This is a genomic window from Streptomyces sp. NPDC033165 (genome assembly GCF_055577965.1).
The window spans coordinates 115,326-137,175 of record NZ_JBVIPK010000017.1 but is presented as its reverse complement, the minus strand read 5'-3'; the positions used below and the strand labels follow the sequence as shown (position 1 = coordinate 137,175).

The window sequence follows — 21,850 nt, the reverse complement described above, 5'->3', positions numbered from 1 at the left end:
CCCCCCTCCCCCCCCCCCCCCCCCCCCCCCCCCCCCCCCCCCCCCCCCCCCCCCCCCCCCCCCCCCCCCCCCCCCCCCCCCCCCCCCCCCCCCCCGCCCCTCAAGCGCCAAAGAGGCTCAAAGACGTCCTCGAACGCCGGCCGGGCTTGACCTGCGGCCTACGCCCAGAGCTGGCCCTGGAGCGTTTCGATCGCTGCTTCCGTCGTCTCGGCCGTGTAGACGCCCGTCGACAGGTACTTCCAGCCGCCGTCCGCCACGACGAAGGCGATGTCGGCGCTCTCCCCCGCCTTGACCGCCTTCTTGCCCACGCCGATCGCCGCGTGGAGTGCGGCGCCGGTGGAGACGCCCGCGAAGATGCCCTCCTGCTGGAGGAGTTCGCGGGTGCGGGTGACCGCGTCGGCGGAGCCCACGGAGAAGCGGGTGGTGAGGACCGAGGCGTCGTAGAGCTCGGGGACGAAGCCCTCGTCGAGGTTGCGGAGGCCGTAGACCAGGTCGTCGTAGCGCGGTTCGGCGGCGACGATCTGGATACCGGGGCGGTTCTCGCGGAGGTAGCGGCCGACGCCCATGAGGGTGCCGGTGGTGCCGAGGCCCGCGACGAAGTGGGTGATGGACGGGAGGTCGGTGAGGATCTCCGGGCCGGTGGTGGCGTAGTGGGCGCCCGCGTTGTCCGGGTTGCCGTACTGGTAGAGCATCACCCAGTCCGGGTGCTCGGCGCTGAGTTCCTTCGCCACGCGCACGGCGGTGTTGGAGCCGCCCGCGGCCGGGGAGGAGATGATCTCGGCGCCCCACATGGCGAGCAGGTCGCGCCGCTCCTGCGAGGTGTTCTCCGGCATGACGCACACGATGCGGTAGCCCTTGAGCTTGGCCGCCATGGCGAGCGAGATGCCGGTGTTGCCGCTGGTGGGCTCCAGGATGGTGCAGCCGGGCGTCAGCCGGCCGTCCCTCTCGGCCTGTTCGACCATGTGGAGCGCCGGGCGGTCCTTGATCGAGCCGGTGGGGTTGCGGTCCTCCAGCTTGGCCCAGATGCGGACGTCCTCGGACGGGGACAGCCGCGGGAGGCGGACGAGGGGGGTGTTCCCCACGGCCGCCAGCGGGGAGTCGTACCGCATCAGCGCATGCCGCCGGCGACGGCCGGGAGGATCGTGACGTTGTCGCCGTCGCTGAGCTTGGTGGAGATGCCGTCCAGGAAGCGGACGTCCTCGTCGTTGAGGTAGACGTTCACGAAGCGGCGGAGCTGTTCGCCGTTCGCACCGTCGACGAGTCGCTCACGGATACCGGTGTGGCGGCTCTCCAGGTCGGCGAAGAGGTCGGCGAGGGTGTCCCCGTTGCCTTCGACGGCCTTCGCGCCGTCGGTGTAGGTGCGGAGGATGGTCGGAATGCGGACCTCGATGGCCATGGCGTGGGCTCCTGTCGAAAGCGGAGAGGTGGCGTGGGGCGCGCGTTTGTGCCCCCGCGCAGGGGGGTGGTACGTGGGTGGGCGCGCGGACCGCGGCTCAGGCCGGGCGGCTCACGGGCAGGCTTCGGGCGGGACAGATCGCGCTGGCGAGCCTGCACAGGTCGACGTGCAGCCGCGCGACGAGCAGCGTGCCCGGCGTCTTGTTGCTCACGTCATGGGGAACCATGCGGGCATCGTATCGATTCCCGGTCCGGAAACCCGAGTGTGATCTCATATGATGGATGCTGAGCGACCACTATGCGGACTCACGCCCGGCTGGTGTGGTCCTGCGGGAGGTAGACGACCGTGGGTGCGCCCGTCTTCGGGTGGGTGCTGACCTCGGCGGCGACGCCGTACACCTCGCCCAGCAGCTCCGCCGTGAGGACCTCCTCGGGGGTGCCGGAGGCGACGACGCAGCCGTCCTTGAGTACGTAGATGCGGTCGCAGTAGTACGCAGCGAGGTTGAGGTCGTGCAGGGCCAGGAGGTTGGTGGTGCCGAGCTCGCGGACCAGGGAGAGGATCTCCAGCTGGTAGCGGATGTCCAGGTGGTTGGTCGGCTCGTCCAGGACGACGAGGGAGGGCTGCTGGACCAGGGCGCGGGCGACCAGGGCGCGCTGGCGTTCGCCGCCGGAGAGGGAGGCGAACGTACGGGGTTCGAGCGCGGCGATCCCGACCCGGGCGAGGGCCTCGGTGACCAGGGCGGTGTCGGCGGCCGTGTCCGCCTCCCAGAACCGCTTGTGCGGGGCGCGGCCCATCCCGACGACCTGGCCGACGGTGAGCTCGAAGCCCGCGTGGCTCTCCTGCGGGACGGTGGCGATGCGCCGGGCGCGGGCCTTCACGGGGAGGGCGGCGAGGTCGTCGCCGTCCAGGAGGACCCGGCCGTGGGTGGGGCGCAGGGTGCCGTAGACGCAGCGCAGGAGGGTGGTCTTGCCGCTGCCGTTGGGGCCGACGAGGCCGACGGTCTCGCCGTCGGCGGCGGTGAGGTCGACGGCGTCGACGAGGTGGCGGCCCTCGCCGGTCCCGTACGAGAGGCGCTCGGTGCGCAGGGTGGTCACGGGCGGGCTCCGGCGGAGGGACGGGCGAAGGGACGGGCGAAGGGACGACGGGGACAGGGGCTCATGCGGGTGCTCCCGGCGGAGAGGAGCTCGTGCGGGCGCTCCCGGTGAGAAGGGCTCATGCGGGCGCTCCCTCGGGTCTGCGCCGCAGCATCCACAGGAAGAACGGGCCGCCCGTGAGGGCCGTGAGCACGCCGACCGGGATGTCCTGCGGGGCCGCGAGCGTCCGGGCGGCCAGGTCCGCCAGGACCAGGAACACCGCCCCGCCGAGCGCGGCCACCGGGAGCAGCGCGCGGTGCGAGGCGCCCACCGCCATCCGGGCCATGTGCGGGACCATCAGGCCCACGAAGCCGATCGCCCCGCTGTACGCGACCAGCACCCCGGTCATGAGGGAGGCGAGGACGAAGACGGCGGCCCGGAAGCGGGCGGTGTCCAGGCCGAGGACGGTCGCGCCCTCCTCCCCCACCAGGAGCAGGTCGAGCGGGCGGGCCAGGGTGAGGAGCACGGCGGTGCCGATGACCAGGGTGACCGCGGGGAGCGCGAGCATGTCCCAGCGGGCCGCGCCGAGACCGCCGAGGGTCCAGTAGAGGACCTCTTGGAGGTGGTCGGCGCGGGCGGAGGTGACCAGGATCAGGCTGGTCAGGGCGGACAGGATGTAGGAGACGGCGACCCCGGCGAGGACGAGCCGGTTGGTGGTGAGGCCGCCCCCGCCGCGCGCCAGGGTGTACACGAGCAGCAGCGAGAGCAGCGCGCCGGCGAACGCGGCGGCGGGGATCGTGACGGTGGTGGCGAGGGTGGCGCCGATGCCGAGGACGATCACCAGGACCGCTCCGGTGGAGGCCCCGGAGGAGACGCCGAGGAGGAACGGGTCGGCCAGCTGGTTGCGTACGAGGGCCTGGAGGACGGTGCCGATGACGGCGAGTCCGGCGCCGACGACGATACCGAGCAGGACCCGGGGCAGCCGCACGTCGAGGACGATCGTGCGGAACGGGCTCGCCTCCGCCCGCCCGGTCAGGATGTCGAGCACCTGGCCGGGCGGGATGCGGACGGAGCCGAGGGCGAGGGCGGCGAGCACGGCGACGGCCAGGAGCACGGCGAGGACGCCGAGCACCAGGGTGTAGCGCAGCAGCCGCCGCGGTGCGGGGGTGCGGCAGGTCACGGGGTGGTGGCCGCCGGGTGGAGCTGGGCCGCGAGCTTCTCGACGGCGGCGGGGACGCGGACGCCGAGGACCGCGTCGGAGAGGGGCATGACCGCGAAGCGCTTGTTCTTGATGGCGGGGACGTCGGCGAGGGCCGGGTCGGTGAGGAGGCGCTTCTTCTTCTGTTCGACGGTGGTGGAGCCGTAGTTGTAGATCACGATGACTTCGGGCTTGCGGGCGACGACGTTCTCCCAGGAGGCGTCCCCGAAGGGCTTGTCCAGGTCGGCGAAGATGTTGGTGCCGCCGGCCCGCTTGATCAGCTCGTTGCCGATGCCCTTGCCGCCCGCGGTGAACGCGGTCTTGTCGCCGCTGTCGTAGACGAAGACGGGGAGCGGCTTGACGTCCTTGAGCTTCTCGGCGGTGGCCGCGTTGTCGGCCTTGGCCTGCTTGACCCAGGCCTCGGCGCGGTCGGTGACGCCGAAGGTGCGGCCGACCTCGCGGACCTCCTCGTAGAGGGTCTCCATCGGGGTGTCGGCCTCGGCGCAGCTCTCGGTGTTGAGCCGGGTCTCGATGCCGGACTTCTTGAACGCCTCGCGGCCGCGGCCGTCGCCCGCGGTGAAGGCGCTGCCGTAGCCGCCGTAGACGAAGTCGGGGTTGGCTGCGAGGACCTGCTCGTAGGAGGGGTACTCCTTGGCGAGGACCGGTACGGAGGCGTAGTCCTTCTCGTACTTCGGCAGGACCTTGTCGTCGAGGTAGGCGGTGCCGACGAGGGACTTGGTCAGGCCCAGTTCCAGCATGATCTCGGTGACGTGCTGGTTCATGGTGACCACGCGCTTCGGCGGGGCCTTGAAGGTGGTGGTGACACCGCAGTTGGTGACGGTGTACGGGAAGCCGTCGCGCTTTTGCGAGGCCTTGTTCCCGGTGGCGTTGTCGCCGTCCGGGGAGGAGCAGGCGGTGAGGGCGAGCGGGAGCAGCACGGCGGCGGCTATGAGCGCGGGGGTGCGCCGGGACATGGCAGGGCCTCTCCGGGGGATTTCCGCGTCCCCTGGTCGATGCGGGAAGGCGGCGGGCCAGTTCCTGGCTTCCGGGCCGCCCTCCGGTGCGGAGTCGTCCGCTGGGGAGTCGTCCGCGTGGGAGGGGGCCCGGTCACAGTGGCGGGACCGTGCCGGAATCGCACCGGCTTCCTGGTTCCTGCTGCCTTTGTGGTCGGGTCTGGGGTGCAGTGTGCCAGACCCGTGCGGCGGCCCTGCGATCCGCCCGGGTTCAGTACGCCTCGACGACCTGCACGTCTTCTTCGGTGATCTCGCCGTCCACGATGCGGTACGAGCGGAACTGGAAGGGGCCGGCGCCGTCGGTGTCGGCGGTGGAGACCAGGACGTAGTGGGCGCCGGGCTCGTTGGCGTACGTCACATCGGTGCGAGAGGGGTAGGCCTCGGTCGCCGTGTGCGAGTGGTAGACGATCACGGGCTCCTCGTCGCGGTCGTCCATCTCGCGGTAGAGCTTGAGGAGGTCGCCGGAGTCGAACTCGTAGAACGTGGGCGAGCGGGCGGCGTTGAGCATCGGGACGAAGCGCTCGGGGCGGTCCGTCCCGGCCGGGCCCGCGACGACCCCGCACGCCTCGTCGGGGTGGTCGGCGCGGGAGTGGGCGACGATCTGGTCGTAGAGCGTCTGGGTGATGGTCAGCATGGCGCCAGGATAGGACGGCGGGCCCCCGCGTACCGGAGGGTGGTACGCGGGGGCCCGCATGCTGGACACCGTCAGTCGTTGGGGCGGACGACGGCGTCCGGGAGGAGGGTGGTCGTGGACCCGGTGGCCGCCGGGTCCGCCCTCGGGTCAGCGCTTGGCGAAGGAGGCGTTCTCCGGGTTGCGCGCCTGGAGCATCCGGTAGGAGACGAAGAGGACGAGGGCCCACAGCGGTGCGCAGTAGAGCGAGATCCTGGCGTCCTTGTCGACGGCCATCATCACGATGACGAACCCGATGAAGCAGAGCGCGAACCAGCTGCTGTACGGGGCTCCGGGGGCCTTGAACGAGGACTGCGGCAGCATGCCCGCGTCGGCCATGCGGCGGTAGCGGATCTGGCTGAGCAGGATCATGATCCAGGCCCACATACCGGAGATGGTCGCGAAGGAGACAACGTAGTTGAACGCCTCGCCGGGCCACTGGTAGTTGATCCACACGCCGACGAGCATCAGGGCGGCGGAGAACGTGGTGCCCACGAGCGGCAGTCCGTTCTTCGTCAGCCTGGTGAAGGCCCGGGGGCCCTGGCCGTTGAGGGCGAGGTCGCGGAGCATGCGGCCGGTGGAGTACATGCCGGAGTTGCAGGAGGAGAGCGCCGCGGTGAGGACGACGAAGTTGACGATGGCGGCGCCGATGCCGAGCCCCATCTCCTCGAAGGCCTTCACGAACGGCGAGACACCGGGCTTGAAGGTGGACCACGGCACCACCGACAGGATCATGATGAGGGCGCCGACGTAGAAGACGGCGATGCGCCACGGCACGGTGTTGATGGCCTTGGGCAACACGGTCTCGGGGTCCTTGGACTCCCCGGCGGTGACTCCGACGAGCTCGACGGCGAGGAAGGCGAACATGACGATCTGGAGCGTCATCAGCATGCCGCCGACGCCGTTGGGGAAGAAGCCGCCGTCGTTCCAGAGGTTGGCCACGGTCGCGGTGTCGCCCGCGTCCGAGAAGCCGACCGTCAGGACTCCGGCGCAGATGAGGATCATGCCGACGATCGCGGTGACCTTGACCATGGAGAACCAGAACTCCAGCTCACCGAAGAGCTTCACGGAGATCAGGTTGGCGCCGTACAGAATGACGGTGAAGACCAGGGCGGACAGCCACTGGGGAATGTCCCACCAGTACGTCATGTAGGTGGCCGCGGCGGTGACTTCGGTGATTCCGGTGACGACCCAGAAGAGCCAGTAGGTCCAGCCGGTCACGAATCCGAAGAACGGGCCGAGGAATTCCCGGGCGTACTCGGAGAAGGAGCCGGATACCGGGCGGTACATGAGGAGTTCGCCCAGCGCCCGCATGATGAAGAAGATGACGAGCCCGGCGAGGACATAGGCCAGGATGAGGCTGGGCCCGGCCCGGTCGATGGCCTTGCCCGCACCGAGGAAGAGTCCGGTGCCGATCGCCCCGCCGATGGCGATCATCTGAATCTGACGAGCTCCCAGACCGCGCTGGTATCCCTCGCCACCGGTCCCGGCGTCCCCGGCGTCGCCGCCGGGCTGACCCTTGTCGACCTGTCCCTCGTCGACCTGCGCCGATGTCATGTGTGGTGCGCCTTTCTCCACGCCGATCCGCGCCGTGCAGGCTGCGGACCAGGTCCTGATCCCCCCGGATATGGATGGAGTGCCGCCGGCGTTCGGCCGGCCTGTAGCGCCCCCGGAGACAGGGGTGGCGTCGCCGGGCGGTCGTGAAGATCTATCACGGCCGCCACAGGACACCCTGGGACATTCTGTGGCGTACCCCACAGATAAATGCGGACAAGAAACCTCATCCGCCACGAACAACGCTTATGACTTGGGGGGATCATTACCCGGATCTGAGCGTCCGTTGAGCGAACGGACCCGCCTCACCGGTCGGCGCGGGACGGCTACGGCATCAGCGTCTCGACGAGCGTTTCCTGGAGCGCGCCCAGCCAGAGATAGGCCATCACCATGGGCTTGCGCGGGTCGCTGTCGGGGAGCCGGTAGAGCGACCCCTCCTGCCCCTCGTCCTCGTCGGAGACCTCCAGCCGGGTGCCGATGGTGAGGCGCAGGTCGTTGAGGGAGCCGAGCCAGCTGCGGCACTCGTCACCGGTGAGGGTGAGCACGGCGCCGCCGCCCCCGGCGGGCGAGAGCCCGTCCAGGGTGCGGACGACGGTGAGGGCGTCCTCGCGCTTGCGGGAGCGCAGGTCGTTCTCGGTGAACCGGCGGAACTCGGCGGACAGCTCCCGCAGATCCTCCTCGGACTTGCCCTGCGGGGCGGACCCGTCGGGCCCCCCGTACGCGTCCGGGAAGAGCCGGGCGAGCGCCGGGTCGGAGGGCGGCTTGCTCGGCCCCTCGGCGAAGAGGGCGGCGAGCGGGTCCTCGCCCTCGGCGGGCTCGTCACCGGGGCCGATCAGTTCGAGCAGCTGGACGGCGAGAGAGCGCAGGATCGAGATCTCGACCTCGTCGAGCGCGACGGCCGCGCCGCCGCCTGGGGTGGCCTCGAAATGGCCGGCCATGGATTCTCCGATGGTGGGTCGAACGGGGCGGGGGGAGTACGGCGGTGCACGCAGGGCGCTAGTTGCGGTCCTGGGTGAGGGTGGCCCACAGCCCGTAGCCGTGCATGGCCTGGACGTCACGCTCCATCTCCTCGCGGCTTCCGCTGGAGACGACGGCGCGGCCCTTCTCGTGCACGTCGAGCATGAGCCGGTGGGCCTTGTCCTTGGGGTAGCCGAAGTAGGCCTGGAAGACATAGGTCACGTAGCTCATGAGGTTGACCGGGTCATTGTGGACGAGCGTCACCCACGGGACGTCCGGCTCGGGGACCGCGAAGGCCTCCTCGGCCGAATCGGGACGTTCGATCTCTACGGGGGTAGCAACGCTCACTCGTCCCATGCTGCCACCCGGGCGGCCCCCGCGCACAAACGGACCCCACATCTCGTCACTCTGACGAATAGGGGGTAGCATCCCAGCCATGAACTCAGCGGACCTCGGGCGACGGGTCGGCGTTCCGTCGACCGCGCTCTTCACCGACCAGTACGAGCTGACCATGGTGCAGGCGGCCCTCAAGGCCGGCACCGCCGACCGGCACGCCGTCTTCGAGGCGTTCACCCGCCGGCTGCCCGAGGGGCGGCGCTACGGGGTCGTGGCGGGCACCGGGCGGGTGCTGGACGCGGTGGAGAACTTCCACTTCGACGACGAGATCATCGGCTTCCTGCGCCAGCAGAGGATCGTCGACGAGCCGACCCTCCAGTGGCTGGCGGACTACCGCTTCACCGGTGACATCTGGGGCTACCCGGAGGGCGAGGTCTACTTCCCGGGCTCGCCGATCCTGCGGGTCGAGGGCAGCTTCGCCGAGTGCGTGCTGCTGGAGACGGTGATCCTCTCCATCCTCAACCACGACTCCGCCATCGCCGCCGCCGCCTCGCGGATGTCGGCGGCCGCCGGGGGCCGCCGGCTGATCGAGATGGGCGCACGGCGGACGCACGAGCTGTCGGCCGTCGCCTCGGCCCGCGCGGCGTACGTCGGCGGCTTCGACGCCACCTCCGACCTGGCGGCGGGCTTCCGCTACGCGATCCCGACCGTCGGCACGAGCGCGCACGCCTTCACCCTGCTCCACGACACCGAGCGCGACGCGTTCCTGGCGCAGGTGGACTCGCTGGGCCGGGGCACGACGCTGCTGGTCGACACCTACGACGTGACCGAGGCGGTCCGCGCGGCGGTGGAGATCGCGGGGCCGGAGCTCGGAGCCGTACGGATCGACTCCGGGGACCTGCTGCTGGTCGCGCACCGGGTGCGGCAGCAGCTGGACGAGCTGGGGGCGACGGACACCAAGATCGTGGTGACCTCGGACCTGGACGAGTACGCGATCGCCTCGCTGGCCGCCGCGCCGGTGGACGCGTACGGGGTCGGCACCCAGCTGGTCACCGGGAGCGGGCACCCCACGTGCTCGATGGTCTACAAGCTGGTCGCCCGCGCCGGTTCGGCGGACCCGGCCGAGCCGCTGCGGCCGGTGGCCAAGAAGTCGCTGGGCGCGAAGTCGTCGGTCGGCGGGCGCAAGTGGGCGGCGCGCCGGCCGGACGAGCACGGAGTCGCCGAGGCCGAGGTGGTCGGCACCGGACCGGTCCCGGCGGAGCTGGCCGACCGGCAGCTGCTGGTGGAGCTGGTGCGGGGCGGCGAGGTGGTCGCCCGCGAACCGCTGGACGCGGCCCGGGAGCGGCACGTGGCCGCGCGCGCGGGGCTGCCGATGTCGGCGATCCAGCTGTCGCGGGGCGAGCCGGTGATCCCGACCGAGTACGTCTGAGGGCGGCCCGGGGCGGCCCGGAAAGGGGCGCCCCGGCACCCGGACCGTCTCGTTCCGCCCCGGGGGTTTGGTGGACGGGCTTGCTTGTGACGTTCCAGTCCCTAGGCTCGAACTCCCAGACACCCCGTATTCGGGCTCGAACGCCCAGACACCCCGCCGGCCGGTCCCCCCGAGCCCCCACCACCGATCCACTCGAACGACTCGATTCGCCCGTGAGACATTCCGCTCCCTCCCCCACCGAAGGACACCCGCCATGCACCGCGCATTGATCGTCGTGGACGTCCAGAACGACTTCTGCGAGGGCGGCAGCCTCGCGGTGGCGGGCGGTGCCGACGTCGCCGCCGCCATCACCGACCTGATCGGCGACGCCCAGCCCGGCTACCGCCATGTGGTGGCCACCCGCGACCACCACATCGACCCGGGGGACCACTTCTCGGCCACCCCGGACTTCGAGCACTCCTGGCCGGTGCACTGCGTGGCCGGTACGGAGGGCGTGGGCTTCCACCCGAACTTCGCGCCCGCCGTCGCCTCCGGCGCGATCGACACCGTGTTCGACAAGGGTGCCTACTCTGCCGCGTACAGCGGCTTCGAGGGCTCCGACGAGAACGGCACCGGCCTCGCCCGGTGGCTGCGCGAGCACGAGGTGACCGAGGTCGACGTGGTCGGCATCGCCACCGACCACTGCGTCCGGGCCACCGCGCTGGACGCCGCCCGCGAGGGCTTCGTCACGCATGTGCTGCTCGACCTGACCGCGGGCGTCTCCGGGGCGACCACGGAACGGGCCCTGGAGGAGCTGCGCACCGCCGGGGTGAAGCTCTCGGGCACCCCGGTCGTCGCATAGGCCCCGCAGGCTACGCTGCCGCCGCGCGCCCCTCCAGCGCCTTGCGGACAGCCCTCAGGCGGCGGGGCGGGCCGGGCCGGCGTGCCCGGAGGGACCCAGCAGGGCTCTGATCGGGTGCCACAGCTCCTGGGGCGACTGCGGCAGGTGCGGCGACCGGGGCACCAGACCGCCCGGCCGCCCGGAGGCATCCGCCTGGGGTACGCCCCGCCACAGCAGGCCGTCCGGGTGGTGCAGCACCGCTGTGACCTCGTCCGGCGTGGGCGGCCGGTCGTTCCCGCGCAGATAGACCGCCCGCAGCCCCAGATTGCGCAGCCTGGTCAGGGCGCGCGCCCGGTTCGCGGCGTGCACCAGCACCCGTACGGGGGCCCCGGGCCCCGCTCCCGTACCGGCACGGGATGCCGTTCCCTCCGTCGGCCTGGTGAGGGTGAGGGCCACCACCACCGTGCCGTTCGGCAACCTGCAGAAACCTCCGCCTGCCATGCTCCACGCTCCCCCGCGAGACGCCATGTCAATAAGGATGTGAACAAGACGCACCTAAACACGATCGGCCGCCGCCCGCTAGAGGGCGACGGCCGATCATGCTTTGACCTGCGATTTTACGGAATTATCGGCCCGAGGGGCTGACCAGCACGGTCATCGTGGAGCCGTTGCGCGGCTCGTGGACGATGGAGATGCGGGTGTTCGTGTCAGGAACCTTGACACTGCCCGTGGGGTTCTCCTTGTACCAGTAGGTGCCCCTGCGGTCGTCGAAGACCGGGTTGCCGAACGAGGACTTGATCCTCACCGGGACGTCCGCGTTGTGGAGCGTGAAGCCCTTGTTCGGGTACCAGCTGAACGGCGCGTCGAACGGCTGGATCTTGTTGCGCAGGAGCGAGCCGTCCTTCCACTTCAGCGGCTTGGCGTGCGAGTCGATCGGCAGGATCAGACCCTGGCCCGGGTGGACGGAGGTGTTGTTGTCCTTCTGCGAGGTGTCCCACAGCCAGATCAGCAGACCGGTCTGGTACGCGTAGTGCTCGACCCAGCTGGGGCGCGTGGCGGAGAAACCGAAGTTGTACGGGCCGACCTTGAGGGTCTCGTCGTAGCTGACGTACTGCCGGTTCTCCGCGATGTAGTACTGCGGGTAGTCCGCCGTGAACGACTCGCCGATCCGCGAGAAGCCCTTCGAGGTCCAGCCGTTGTCGTCGCCCTCTGCGTTGTCCGAGAAGAGCGTGGCGCCGTCGGCCGTGATGGTGATCTCGTCGGCCGTGAAGCCCTTGCCGCTCACGCCGCCGTCCGTCTGGTAGCGGAAGCGGAGGTCGATCTTCTTGCCCGCGTAGGCGTCCAGGGAGAAGGAGAGCTCCTTGTGGTCGCCCGAGACGTCGGTCAGGGCGGGCTTGTCACTGGCGTCGCGCGGGAGGGCCTTGCCGTCGGCGGTGCCGTCGAGCGCGGTCCAGCTGCTGCCGCCGTTGTCGGACACCTCGGTGTAGAGGTAGTCGTAGTCGGCCTCGATGTCGTACCAGCCCGAAAGGTCCAGCGTGGCCTTGGACTTGCCGGTCAGGTCCACCGAGCGGGTCAGGGTGTTCGACAGGTCGTCGCCCATGTCGCTCCACCACTGCTTCGCACCCTCGGCGGGCTTGACGACGGTGGTGGTGACGGCCTTCTCCGGCAGCTCGACGACCAGCGCCTGCGGGTTCTTGGTGTTGTACGCCGAGACGCCCAGCTTGTGCAGCGAGGTCTTGCCCGCCTTGGCCGTGTCGTAGTCGAGCCAGCCCAGCTGGAGCTTGTCCCAGGAGGTCATGTCGCCCGGCAGGTTGCCGATCTCGCCGTCGCCGGTGCCGAGCCAGGAGCCCGCCGACATCAGGGACCAGAAGCCGACCGAGTTCTCGCCGCCGCCGGAGGTGTCGTACAGGTCCGGCAGACCGAGGTCGTGGGCGTACTCGTGGGCGAAGACGCCGAGGCCGCCGTTCTCGGGCTGGACGGTGTAGTCGCCGACCCAGATGCCCGTGTCGCCGATCTGGGCGCCACCGGCCTTGTTGTACTCCGGGCCGGTCGAACCGGCGTTGGTGCCGTACGCGTACCAGCGGTGCGCCCAGATGGCGTTGGTGCCCTCGGCGCCGCCGCCGGCCGACTCGTCCTCACCGGCGTGGACCAGCTGGAAGTGGTCGATGTAGCCGTCGGGCTCGTTGAAGTTGCCGTCGCCGTCGTGGTCGTAGCGGTCCCACTGGTCGTACTCGGCCAGGTTCGCCTTGATCTCGGCGTCGGTACGGCCCTTGGCCTGCTGGTCGGCGACCCAGGCGTTCACGCCGTCGCGCACCGCGTCCCAGACGTTGGCGCAGTTGGACTGGCCGCAGTAGTTGGAGCCGTAGCGGGCCTCGTTGTACTCGACCTTCACCCAGTCGGAGACCTCGCCCTCGACCGAGTAGCGGCCCGAGGAGGTCTTCTCGTAGTAGGTCTTGAGCGAGTGGACGCCCTTGCCCTCGCCGAAGTAGAGCTTCTGGAAGTGCTCCCGGTTGTAATCGGCCTTCCAGGCGGTGCTGTTGTCCTTCTCCGGGTCCGGCTCGGCGATCTCGTTGTGCGCCGGGCCGGGGGCGCCGCCGTACTTCTTCACCGGCGGCTTGGGGCCGTCGCCGTCCGGGTCGTACATCGTGGTGTCGTCGACCTTGTCGCCGAACTCCAGCAGGATGGTGAAGATCTTGTCGGTCTTCTCCCGGCCGAGCTCCACGTACTTCTTGTTGTCGAGCTTGACGACCTTGGAGCCGCCCCGGTTCGACACCTTCTTGTCCCCGGACAGCACCTCCTCCAGCGCGGCCTCCCGCTGCGCCGCCTGCTGTTCGCTGAAGGGGCCTTCCAGGTTGTGCTCCACATGCCCCTTCGCCGGCGCCGGGTCCTGGCGGTCGACGATGGGGGCGGCGGAGCCCGGCGTGTTCTCATGCGCCTGGGCGGTGGCGAAGGTCGACGCCGTCGCCGCGGTCGCGGCCATGGCCACGACAACAGCAGCGGCGCGAAGCGCCCGTCTCTGATTGGTCACTTGATGCAGTCCTCCCCGGGCGTCCGCGCAGCGGCCAGGGGGGTATGGAGAGGGCCGCCCGCGTAAACGCGTCACAAGTGACGACATTCGATCGAAGTTATGAGAGAAAAGACAGACCTTGACTTGAACAGGCCAAGTGCACTATGCAGGACGACCATTCCGGTATGCGGACGGCAAATAACCCACCAGGAATGAGCACTGTCGTCAACAGGCGCGCCGGACAGCTCGGTTGGCCGAGACGTGACTCCGTGCGCCCCCTGTGCACCAGTACCGTGGGTTAGGTCACGCTTACCGCCGGTCCGGCTCGGGCATCCACCGTCGTAGGGTCGCTCGACACCGCGACCGCGTCGACCGCCCGCCCATCCGACGTCCCGAGGACGGAAACCGCCATGCCGCGTCCGACTGCCGCTCAGTTCGCCTACGGTTCGGCCACCGTCGTCGTCACGGCCCTCGCCCTGCTGCTCCTGTTCCGTACGGAGTCGGGCGTCGGCGTGGCCGCCATCGGCACGGCCTCACTGGTGCTCGGCCTGCTGGCGGCCCTGACCCTGCCCGCCACGACGACGAGCGCCGCACCGACCGCTGCCGCCGCCCGTACACACCGGGCCCTGGAGGGAATCGGAGCGCGGGAGCAGGTCCCGGGGGCCCGTCCGCCCGCCTCCGCGTCCGCTCCCGCCTCCACGTCCGCGCGGGCGGGTGAGCACTCGCTGCGCCGCTGAGGCCCCTAGGGGACGACGACCACGACGGTCTTGGCCGCCTTGTCCTGGAGGCCCTGCCGATAGGGCTTGTCGGTGAACATCAGCACGATGTTGATCAGCCACCACAGGCACGGGCAGCACAGCAGCGCCGGGGCCCACAGCACGACGGCCCGTGTCAGCGCGGCGTTCGTGTCGGGCACCCGCCCGTCGCTGAGCATCGCGACCCGCAGCTTCAGCAGCCGCTTGCCCACGGTGCGGCCGTCCTTGTGCGTGAAGTACGTGTCGTACGCGACGTACACCACCAGGCCGATGAGCGACCACACCAACTGCTGGCCGGTGTAAGCGGCGTTGAACCCGCTGTCCCCGCCCCCGTCGACATCGACCGCGCCGCCCCACGGCAGCGAGATCAGATACAGCGGGATCGAGATGATGAGGAAGTCGATGAGCCGCGCCAGGATGCGCTTGCCGGGCTCGGCCAGCGGCGGCATTCCGGCCAGCGGGTCGGGCGCCCCGAAGCCACCGCCGCTGCCGTACGGGTCGTTCGGCGGCGGCGGAGGGGGCGGAGGGGGCGGTGTACTGCCGTACGGCTGACCGTCGGACGGCGGCGGGGGCTCCTGCGGCTTCTTGAGGAACGGATCGTCGTCCTCGGGCGGCTGGCCGGGCGTCGGCTGGTCGTTGCTCATGGGGGCAGTGCATCCCGCCCCACCGGGGCCCGCAACGGCTCAGGTGCGTTCGGGGGACGCGCAGCGGCATACGAGTCTAAACAGGTTTGCCGCCGCCCGCCCGGCCACGCTCTTCCGGAACGCGGTCAGCCGGTCAGCCGGTCAGCCGGCGACGAAGGTGCGGGCCGCCTTGTCGTGCCAGCACTGGCGCCAGGGGCGGTCGAACAGGCACCAGAGCACATTGACCACCCCGAGGGCGAGGACGCCCAGCACGCCGTAGACGAGCCAGCGGCGCAGGGCCGCGCCCAGCGAGGGCGTGTCGTGGGACTCGATGTCCCGTACGTCGAGCCCGAAGAGCTTCTTGCCCAGCGTCCGGCCCCACTTGGCGGTGGGCAGCGCCTCCAGGAGGAAGCCGAGGAGCAGGAACGCGCCGAGCACGGCACCCAGCAGCGCCCCGGTGGTGGCGTCCAGCAGCCAGACGGTGACGGTCTCTCCTGTCTGCTCCGCCGCGGTGATCTTCCGGTCGATGTGATCCAGCGCCTGCGCGGTCAGCGGTACGGCCACCGCGCCGACGGCCGCGCCGAGCACGAGGTTGTCGACCAGCCGGGCGGCGAGGCGCTTGCCGAGACCGGCGGGCCGGGCCGAGGCCTGCGAGCGGGCGAGCTGCTGGAAGGGGTCGTCGACCGGCGGCTTCCAGGGCACGACGGGCTGCTGGTCGGCGCCGGGGCCCTGGGGCTGCTGGGGCGCCTGCTGCGGGTCGGGCTGGGCCAGTTGGTGAACCTGCTGTGCCCAGGAGGCCGATCCGCCGCCGGGCCCGGGGGTCAGGGGGGAATGCGGAGCGGCCGGGGCGGGCTCGGGGGCGGTGGACGAGGCCGGGGTCGGCGTCGGCGTCGGCGTCGGGGCAGGAACGGGAGCGGGCGTCGGGGCGGGAGCAGGGACCTGGACCGGGCCCTGGAGCGGGCCCTGGGGTGTCGCGGGCGGTTGCGGGGCCGGGGCCCGCGAGGTCGTCGGGTTCGGGGCGGCCGGGGCGTTCCGGGCGGCCGGGATGGGCTGCGGGGTCTGCGGGCCTTGTGGGGCGCCGGAGTCCGGCTGTGCGGTCCCGGGGGCCGTGGACCGGCCGCCCGCGCCGGGTGCCCGGATCGTCATCGTGCCCTCGCCGGGGGCGGACCCCGCCTCATGCCGGCCGGCCGGACCGGCCTCGCCGCCCCGGCCGACGGCGCGGATCGTGACGGTGCCCTCGGTGGGCGGGCGCGACCCGGCCGGGACGGGGGCCCGGTCGCCGCCGTCCCGCATCCCCGGCAGGGCGCCGCCGGTCGGGTCCTGCGCCACGGAACCGCGCGGGTCGACGGGCGGCGAAGCGGCGGCCGCCCTCGGGTCCGCGGGCCGACCGGGCTGCGGCGCCGGGGCCCCGGGCTCCGGCGTCGCACCGCCCCAGGAGACCCGACGGTCCCGTTCGCCGCCGAAGCCGGTCTGGCGGGCGGTGTCCGCCTGCCAGACGGACGCGGCCTCCGGGCCGTCCGCCCCGGCCGGTCCGGAGGAGCCGGAAGGGCCGAAGGATGCCGGGGCCGCGTCGTCCTCCTCGTCGAAGAAGATCGGACCGGTCTCTTCCGCGGGAGTCACGGGAGCCACAGGAGCCACAGGAGCCGAGGGAGTCGCCGGTGCCGGGGACGGGGCCTGGGCCTGAGGACTCCCCGGGGAGTCCGGATCGGCCTGCTGGGGCGCGGGTCGGCTCGTACCGGGGACCCAGGACGCACCGTTCCAGTACCGGACGTATCCGGGGATGGACGGGTCGGGGTAGTAGCCCTCGCGGGGGCTTTCGTCACCGGGTGCCGGAGTTGGCGCGCTCATCAGCGGGTCCCGTATCTCTTCGAGGCCTCAGGCCGTCCCCGCCGGGCGGGTGGACGGCCTCAATACAAGGGTCCACATCTATCAGACAGCCGCCCGCCCCCGGGCCGGTCCGCCTGTTTGGGACCACTTTCGAGATGACCCGAAGTTTTTTTGAGAAGTCGCGTAATAGGTGGCGGGGAGGGCGCTCTCTCCTTGTGCGGGACGGTCATGGGACCGGCCCACGAGCACCGGAAGGTCGTGCATTCTCATGATGAACATCGTGGAACGTGAGCTGGAGCTGAAGCTCGTCCTGTCCCCCGAGCGGTCCATCCCCGTACCCGCCCGGCTGACGTATCGCACCGACGACCCCTACGCCGTGCACATCGCCTTCCACATCGGCTCCGAGTCGCCCGTGCACTGGACGTTCGCCCGGGAGCTGCTGGTGGAGGGCGTGTTCCGGCCGTGCGGGCACGGGGACGTACGGATCTGGCCGACGAAGATCGCGGGCCGCAGCGTGATCTGCGTGGCCCTCACCTCCCCCGACGGCAACGCCCTCCTCGAAGTGCCCTCGGCCGCAGTGGCCGCGTGGGTCGAGCGGACGCTGCGGGTGGTGCCGCCGGGCACCGAGAGCGACCGGCTCGGCCTCGACGAGGCACTCGCGGAGCTGCTGGCCCCGCTGCCCGCCGACGACCTGTGGCTGGGCGACCCGTGGTCGGCGGACGAGCCGCCGTCGCAGGACGGTGAGGCGTGAGGGCCCTCGTAAGGAGCAGGGGTCAGAAGAGCTTGCCGGGGTTGAGGAGGCCGAGCGGGTCGAAGGCGGCCTTGATGGACCGCTGGAGCTCGATGCCGGTCTCCCCCAGTTCGCGGGCGAGCCACTCCTTCTTGAGGACACCGACGCCGTGTTCGCCGGTGATGGTTCCGCCGAGCTCCAGGCCGAGCGCCATGATCGCGTCGAAGGACTCCCGGGCCCGGCGGGACTCGTCGGGGTCGGTGTGGTCGAAGCAGACGACGGGGTGGGTGTTGCCGTCGCCCGCGTGGGCACAGACGCCGATGGTGAGGTCGTACTCCTCGGCGATGGCTGCCGTGCCCGCGAGCATCGCGCCGAGCTGCGAGCGCGGGACGCAGACGTCGTCGATCATCGTGGCGGACTTGACGGCCTCCAGCGCGGTGAGCGACATCCGGCGGGCCTGGAGGAGGAGTTCGGACTCGGCCGGGTTGTCGGCCGGGACCACTTCGGTGGCCCCGGCGGCGGTGCACAGCTCCCCGACGGCGGCGAGGTCCGCCGACGGTTCGGGGGTGTCGAAGGCACAGAGCAGCAGGGCTTCGGTGGACTCGGGCAGCCCCATGGAGGCGAGCTGGTTGACGGCACGCACGGTTGTCCGGTCCATCAGTTCGAGGAGTGACGGGGTGTGACCGCGCTCCATGATCCGGCACACAGCGTCACAGGCGGTGGCCGCCGAGGGGAACTCGGCGGCGAGGACGAGCTGCTGCGGCGGCTGCGGTCTGAGCGCGAGGACGGCCTTGACGACGATCCCGAGGCTGCCTTCGGAGCCGACGAAGAGCCGGGTGAGGTCGTAGCCGGCGACGCCCTTGGCGGTGCGGCGGCCGGTGGTCAGGAGCCGCCCGTCGGCGAGGACGGCCTCCAGGCCCAGGACGTATTCGGCGGTGACCCCGTACTTCACGCAGCACAGGCCGCCGGACGCGGTGCCGATGTTGCCGCCGATGGTGCACGTCTCCCAGCTGGAGGGGTCCGGCGGGTAGTACAGCCCGTGTTCGCCGACCGCGCGTGAGAGCACCGCGTTGATGACGCCCGGCTCGACGACGGCGATCCGGTCGACCGGGCTGATCTCCAGGATCCGGTCCATCTTGACCAGCGAGAGCACGATGCAGCCGTCCGAGGCGTTGGCCGCGCCGGACAGGCCGGTACGGGCGCCCTGCGGGACGACCGGGACGCGCAGCGCGGTCGCGGTGCGCATGACGTGCTGGACCTGCTCGACCGTGCGCGGGAGGACGACGACGGCCGGGGTGCCCGCCTCGCAGAAGCTCGCCATGTCGTTCGCGTAGGACGCGGTGACGTCCGGATCGGTGATCAGGGCCTCGGGAGGCAGTCCCGCGCGCAGCCGTTCGAGGAGATCGCTCATGATCCAAGCGTGTCACCCGGGGCCAATGGTGTGAACCCGTATGCGGCAGCGATCCCAAGGCGCGGTGTGCTCGTATGACTGACGCACAGTGATGGTCATGGATGTCATGCCCCAGCAGGATCCCGAGTCCCGCCGGCCGCCCGAGCCGTCCCCGCACGCCCCCCACGCGATGCCCGCCGAAGGCGCCACCGCCGTACCGCCGCCTCCTCCCACTCTGCGGACCACACTGCGCCGGGCCGCGCTCGGGGCGGTCGCCGCGGGGGTGCTGCTGGCCGGGGCGCTGGTGGCGGTACCGGGCGGGGACGACGGCCCGAAGGAGCCGGGACCGGTCGAGCGGGCCGAGGCGGCGGCCGCCGCGGGCTCCCCCGCCGCGCTCTCGGACCTCACGGCGCTGATCGGGGACCGGCAGAAGTGGGTGGAGTCGCACCCCTCCGACGCCCCGTCCTGGGCGACGCTCGGCACGGCGTACGTGGAGTGGGCACGGCGCTCGGCGGACCCGGCGTACTACGCCCGCGCCGAGCAGGCCCTGAAGCGGTCGCTGGAGGTCCGGCCGGGCGAGGACGGCAACGGGGAGGCGTGGGTGGGACTCGCGGCGCTGGCCAACGCCCGGCACGACTTCCTCGCGGCGAAGCGGTGGGGCGAGACCGTGCGGAAGCAGCAGCCGAAGACCTGGAGCGTGTACCCCGTCCTCATCGACGCGTACACCGGGCTCGGCGACCGCAAGGCCGCGACCGCGGCGACGGAGAAGTTCGGCGAACTGCGCAAGGGCGTCCCGGCGCTGGCCCGCACCGCCGAGCTGTACCGGGGCCAGGGCTGGCGCGAGGACGCCCTGGCCACCGCCCGGGAGGCGGCCGACCGGGCGACCACGCCGGCTGAGAAGGCCGAGGCGCTGCACCGTCTTGGCGAGCTGGCCTGGGAACGGGGCGAGCCGGCGGAGGCGGTGGCGCAGTTCGACGCGGCGCTGACCACGGAGGCCGACCATCATGTGTCGCTGGCCGGGAAGGCCCGGGCCCTGGTGGCGCTGGACCGCGCCGACGAGGCGCTGGCCGCGTACCAGAGCGCGATCGAGAAGCTGCCGCGCCCGGAGTACGTCCTCGAACTGGGCGAGCTGTACGAGGCGCAGGGCCTGGACGGGGACGCCCGCAGCCAGTACACGAAGCTGCGGGAGATGGTGGCCGAGGCGAAGAAGGCCGGGGTCGACGAGTCACTGCTGCTGGCCCGGTTCGAGAGCGATCACGGCGACCCGGAGGCGGCGGTGGAGCTGCTGCGCGCCCAGTGGCGGGCGCAGCACCGCAGTGCGGCGGTGGCGGACGCGCTGGGCTGGGCGCTGCACCGGGCGGGCAGGTCGCAGGAGGGCCTGGAGTACGCGGCGCAGGCCGTGGGCACGGGGGTGCGGAACGCCTCGTACGCGTACCACCTGGGCGTGATCCAGCGGGAGCTGGGGGACTACGGTCCGGCCCGCCGCCATCTGGAGGAGGCCCTGCGCACCAACCCGGCGTTCTCGCCGCTGGCCGCGCCGCTGGCGAAGCAGGCCCTGGAGGCGCTCGGCGACCCGCCGCCGGGCGGCCCCGGCGTCATGTGGGCACCCCCGCGGCCGCCCGCCCCCGAGCCGAAGCCGGAGACGGAAACGAAGCCGGAGACGGAGACGGAGACGAAGAAGACCGAGGCCCCGGCTCCGGCTCCCTCGAAGTCCCCGGACTCGGCCCCGGCCCCCTCCCCGTCGGCTTCGGCACCCGCTTCTTCGGCATCCGCTTCTTCGGCATCCGCTTCGAAGAGTCCGTGAGACGGACGGAGCAACGGTGAACGCCGCCGCGGTCCGGGGTACTGCCCCGGGCCGCGGCGGCGTTCTGCACCGGCAGCGCGGATCAGAGGTTGCCGCGCTTGGCCTGCTCGCGCTCGATCGCCTCGAACAGGGCCTTGAAGTTGCCCTTGCCGAAGCCCATGGAGCCGTGGCGCTCGATCATCTCGAAGAAGACGGTCGGGCGGTCCTGGACCGGCTTGGTGAAGATCTGGAGCAGGTAGCCGTCCTCGTCGCGGTCGACGAGGATCTTCAGCTCGCGCAGGGTCTCCACGGGCACCCGGGTCTCGCCCGCCCACTCGCCGAGCGTGTCGTAGTAGGAGTCGGGGACGTCCAGGAACCGGACGCCCGCGGCCCGCATGGTGCGCACCGTCGAGACGATGTCGTTGGTGGCGAGCGCCAGGTGCTGGACGCCGGGGCCGCCGTAGAACTCCAGGTACTCGTCGATCTGCGACTTCTTCTTCGCGATCGCCGGTTCGTTGATCGGGAACTTCACCTTCTTGGTGCCGTCGGCCACGACCTTGGACATCAGGGCGGAGTACTCGGTGGCGATGTCGTCGCCGACGAACTCCTTCATGTTCGTGAAGCCCATGACCTCGTTGTAGAAGGCGCACCACTCGTTCATCTTGCCGAGCTCGACGTTGCCGACGCAGTGGTCGACGGCCTGGAAGGTGCGCTTGGCGGGCGGCTCGACCATCGGGTCGGCGGCCACGTAGCCGGGGAGGTAGGGGCCGTCGTAGCCGGAGCGCTCCACCAGGGTGTGGCGGGTCTCGCCGTACGTGGCGATGGCGGCGAGGACGACGGTGCCGTTCTCGTCCGTGACCTCGTGCGGCTCGGTGATGCCCCGGGCACCGTGCTCGACGGCGTACGCGTATGCCGCGCGGGCGTCCGGGACCTCGATCGCGAGGTCGATGACCCCGTCGCCGTGCGCGGCGACGTGGTCGGCGAGGAACGTGCCCCACTCGGTGGAGGCCTTGATCACCGAGGTGAACACGAAGCGGGCGGCGCCGTTGGTCAGGACGTAACTCGCGGTCTCTCGGCTGCCGTTCTCCGGTCCGGAGTAGGCGACCAGTTTCATGCCGAAGGCGGTCGAGTAGTAGTGCGCGGCCTGCTTGGCGTTGCCCACGGCGAAGACGACCGCGTCCATTCCCTTGACCGGGAAGGGGTCGGCCTGCCGGACGGTTTCGGGGCTGGTGTGCAGAGTCTCAGTCATGTTCGAAGGCTCTCCCCACTTCGCAAGGTGCGCAATAGTT

At 71.3% G+C, this 21,850-nt stretch carries 21 protein-coding genes and 1 riboswitch; of the genes, 5 read left to right on the top strand and 16 right to left on the bottom strand.

Features of this window, described 5'->3' with window-relative positions; genetic code table 11:
• Positions 1-158: 158 nt before the first annotated feature.
• From ACZ5WC_RS29705 to clpS, 10 genes are all read right to left on the bottom strand, one after another.
• Complete coding sequence (locus ACZ5WC_RS29705; protein ID WP_468543710.1) at positions 159-1,109, bottom strand: PLP-dependent cysteine synthase family protein; 951 nt, start codon at positions 1,107-1,109, stop codon at positions 159-161.
• Positions 1,109-1,396, bottom strand: a complete 288-nt coding sequence (locus ACZ5WC_RS29700) for a MoaD/ThiS family protein (RefSeq protein ID WP_073872976.1) — start codon at positions 1,394-1,396, stop codon at positions 1,109-1,111. Before ACZ5WC_RS29700 ends, ACZ5WC_RS29705 begins: the two co-directional genes overlap by 1 nt.
• Before the next feature lie 97 nt (positions 1,397-1,493).
• Entirely contained in the window at positions 1,494-1,622 is a 129-nt protein-coding gene (locus tag ACZ5WC_RS29695; protein WP_018958487.1) for a putative leader peptide, read from the bottom strand.
• A gap of 79 nt (positions 1,623-1,701) precedes the next feature.
• A complete protein-coding gene (locus ACZ5WC_RS29690) occupies positions 1,702-2,490 on the bottom strand; it encodes an ABC transporter ATP-binding protein (protein WP_468543709.1) in 789 nt (262 codons plus the stop codon).
• A 118-nt stretch (positions 2,491-2,608) separates the two neighbouring features.
• Complete coding sequence (locus tag ACZ5WC_RS29685; protein WP_468543708.1) at positions 2,609-3,649, bottom strand: FecCD family ABC transporter permease; 1,041 nt, start codon at positions 3,647-3,649, stop codon at positions 2,609-2,611.
• Positions 3,646-4,641 (bottom strand): ABC transporter substrate-binding protein, encoded by a 996-nt coding sequence (locus ACZ5WC_RS29680; protein WP_468543707.1) that lies wholly within the window; start codon positions 4,639-4,641, stop codon positions 3,646-3,648. Before ACZ5WC_RS29680 ends, ACZ5WC_RS29685 begins: the two co-directional genes overlap by 4 nt.
• Positions 4,642-4,699: 58 nt before the next feature.
• Positions 4,700-4,815, bottom strand: a riboswitch (cobalamin riboswitch).
• 76 nt (positions 4,816-4,891) lie between these two features.
• Entirely contained in the window at positions 4,892-5,314 is a 423-nt protein-coding gene (locus tag ACZ5WC_RS29675; RefSeq protein WP_096628578.1) for a M67 family metallopeptidase, read from the bottom strand.
• Between the two features lie 147 nt (positions 5,315-5,461).
• Positions 5,462-6,907, bottom strand: coding sequence for an amino acid permease (locus ACZ5WC_RS29670; RefSeq protein WP_468543706.1), 1,446 nt, complete (start codon positions 6,905-6,907; stop codon positions 5,462-5,464).
• A gap of 323 nt (positions 6,908-7,230) precedes the next feature.
• The gene (locus ACZ5WC_RS29665; protein WP_468543705.1) at positions 7,231-7,842 is read right to left on the bottom strand and encodes a DUF2017 domain-containing protein; all 612 of its coding nucleotides are present in this window, start codon (positions 7,840-7,842) and stop codon (positions 7,231-7,233) included.
• 58 nt (positions 7,843-7,900) lie between these two features.
• Complete coding sequence (clpS, locus tag ACZ5WC_RS29660) at positions 7,901-8,218, bottom strand: ATP-dependent Clp protease adapter ClpS (protein WP_468543704.1); 318 nt, start codon at positions 8,216-8,218, stop codon at positions 7,901-7,903.
• Positions 8,219-8,297: 79 nt separating this feature from the next.
• On the opposite strand from clpS, the gene ACZ5WC_RS29655 reads away from it, so the two are divergent.
• Both ACZ5WC_RS29655 and ACZ5WC_RS29650 read left to right on the top strand, forming a co-directional pair.
• Positions 8,298-9,626 carry a nicotinate phosphoribosyltransferase gene (locus ACZ5WC_RS29655; RefSeq protein ID WP_468543703.1) on the top strand — a complete coding sequence of 443 codons (1,329 nt, stop codon included), beginning with the start codon at positions 8,298-8,300 and terminating at the stop codon, positions 9,624-9,626.
• A gap of 253 nt (positions 9,627-9,879) precedes the next feature.
• Entirely contained in the window at positions 9,880-10,467 is a 588-nt protein-coding gene (locus tag ACZ5WC_RS29650) for an isochorismatase family protein (RefSeq protein WP_468543702.1), read from the top strand.
• A 54-nt stretch (positions 10,468-10,521) separates the two neighbouring features.
• On the opposite strand, the gene ACZ5WC_RS29645 is transcribed toward ACZ5WC_RS29650, so the two are convergent.
• Positions 10,522-10,947 (bottom strand): hypothetical protein, encoded by a 426-nt coding sequence (locus ACZ5WC_RS29645; protein WP_468543701.1) that lies wholly within the window; start codon positions 10,945-10,947, stop codon positions 10,522-10,524.
• 124 nt (positions 10,948-11,071) lie between these two features.
• Positions 11,072-13,474 carry an immune inhibitor A domain-containing protein gene (locus ACZ5WC_RS29640; protein WP_468543700.1) on the bottom strand — a complete coding sequence of 801 codons (2,403 nt, stop codon included), beginning with the start codon at positions 13,472-13,474 and terminating at the stop codon, positions 11,072-11,074.
• A gap of 389 nt (positions 13,475-13,863) precedes the next feature.
• Here ACZ5WC_RS29640 and ACZ5WC_RS29635 point away from each other — a divergent pair, with 389 nt between their 5' ends.
• Positions 13,864-14,190 carry a hypothetical protein gene (locus tag ACZ5WC_RS29635; protein ID WP_468543699.1) on the top strand — a complete coding sequence of 109 codons (327 nt, stop codon included), beginning with the start codon at positions 13,864-13,866 and terminating at the stop codon, positions 14,188-14,190.
• A gap of 5 nt (positions 14,191-14,195) precedes the next feature.
• Here the strand turns inward: ACZ5WC_RS29635 and ACZ5WC_RS29630 are convergent, their stop codons facing one another.
• A complete protein-coding gene (locus ACZ5WC_RS29630; protein ID WP_468543698.1) occupies positions 14,196-14,852 on the bottom strand; it encodes an RDD family protein in 657 nt (218 codons plus the stop codon).
• A 141-nt stretch (positions 14,853-14,993) separates the two neighbouring features.
• Entirely contained in the window at positions 14,994-16,679 is a 1,686-nt protein-coding gene (locus ACZ5WC_RS29625; protein WP_468543697.1) for an RDD family protein, read from the bottom strand.
• A 247-nt stretch (positions 16,680-16,926) separates the two neighbouring features.
• Between ACZ5WC_RS29625 and ACZ5WC_RS29620 the strand changes: the two genes are divergently transcribed.
• A complete protein-coding gene (locus ACZ5WC_RS29620) occupies positions 16,927-17,409 on the top strand; it encodes an SsgA family sporulation/cell division regulator (RefSeq protein ID WP_468543696.1) in 483 nt (160 codons plus the stop codon).
• A gap of 22 nt (positions 17,410-17,431) precedes the next feature.
• On the opposite strand, the gene ACZ5WC_RS29615 is transcribed toward ACZ5WC_RS29620, so the two are convergent.
• Positions 17,432-18,799: an FAD-binding oxidoreductase gene (locus ACZ5WC_RS29615; RefSeq protein ID WP_468543695.1), complete on the bottom strand. Its 1,368-nt coding sequence runs from the start codon at positions 18,797-18,799 to the stop codon at positions 17,432-17,434.
• A 97-nt stretch (positions 18,800-18,896) separates the two neighbouring features.
• On the opposite strand from ACZ5WC_RS29615, the gene ACZ5WC_RS29610 reads away from it, so the two are divergent.
• Complete coding sequence (locus ACZ5WC_RS29610) at positions 18,897-20,582, top strand: tetratricopeptide repeat protein (protein WP_468543694.1); 1,686 nt, start codon at positions 18,897-18,899, stop codon at positions 20,580-20,582.
• A gap of 82 nt (positions 20,583-20,664) precedes the next feature.
• On the opposite strand, the gene hppD is transcribed toward ACZ5WC_RS29610, so the two are convergent.
• Positions 20,665-21,810 (bottom strand): 4-hydroxyphenylpyruvate dioxygenase, encoded by a 1,146-nt coding sequence (gene hppD / locus ACZ5WC_RS29605; protein ID WP_468543693.1) that lies wholly within the window; start codon positions 21,808-21,810, stop codon positions 20,665-20,667.
• Positions 21,811-21,850 lie beyond the last annotated feature (40 nt).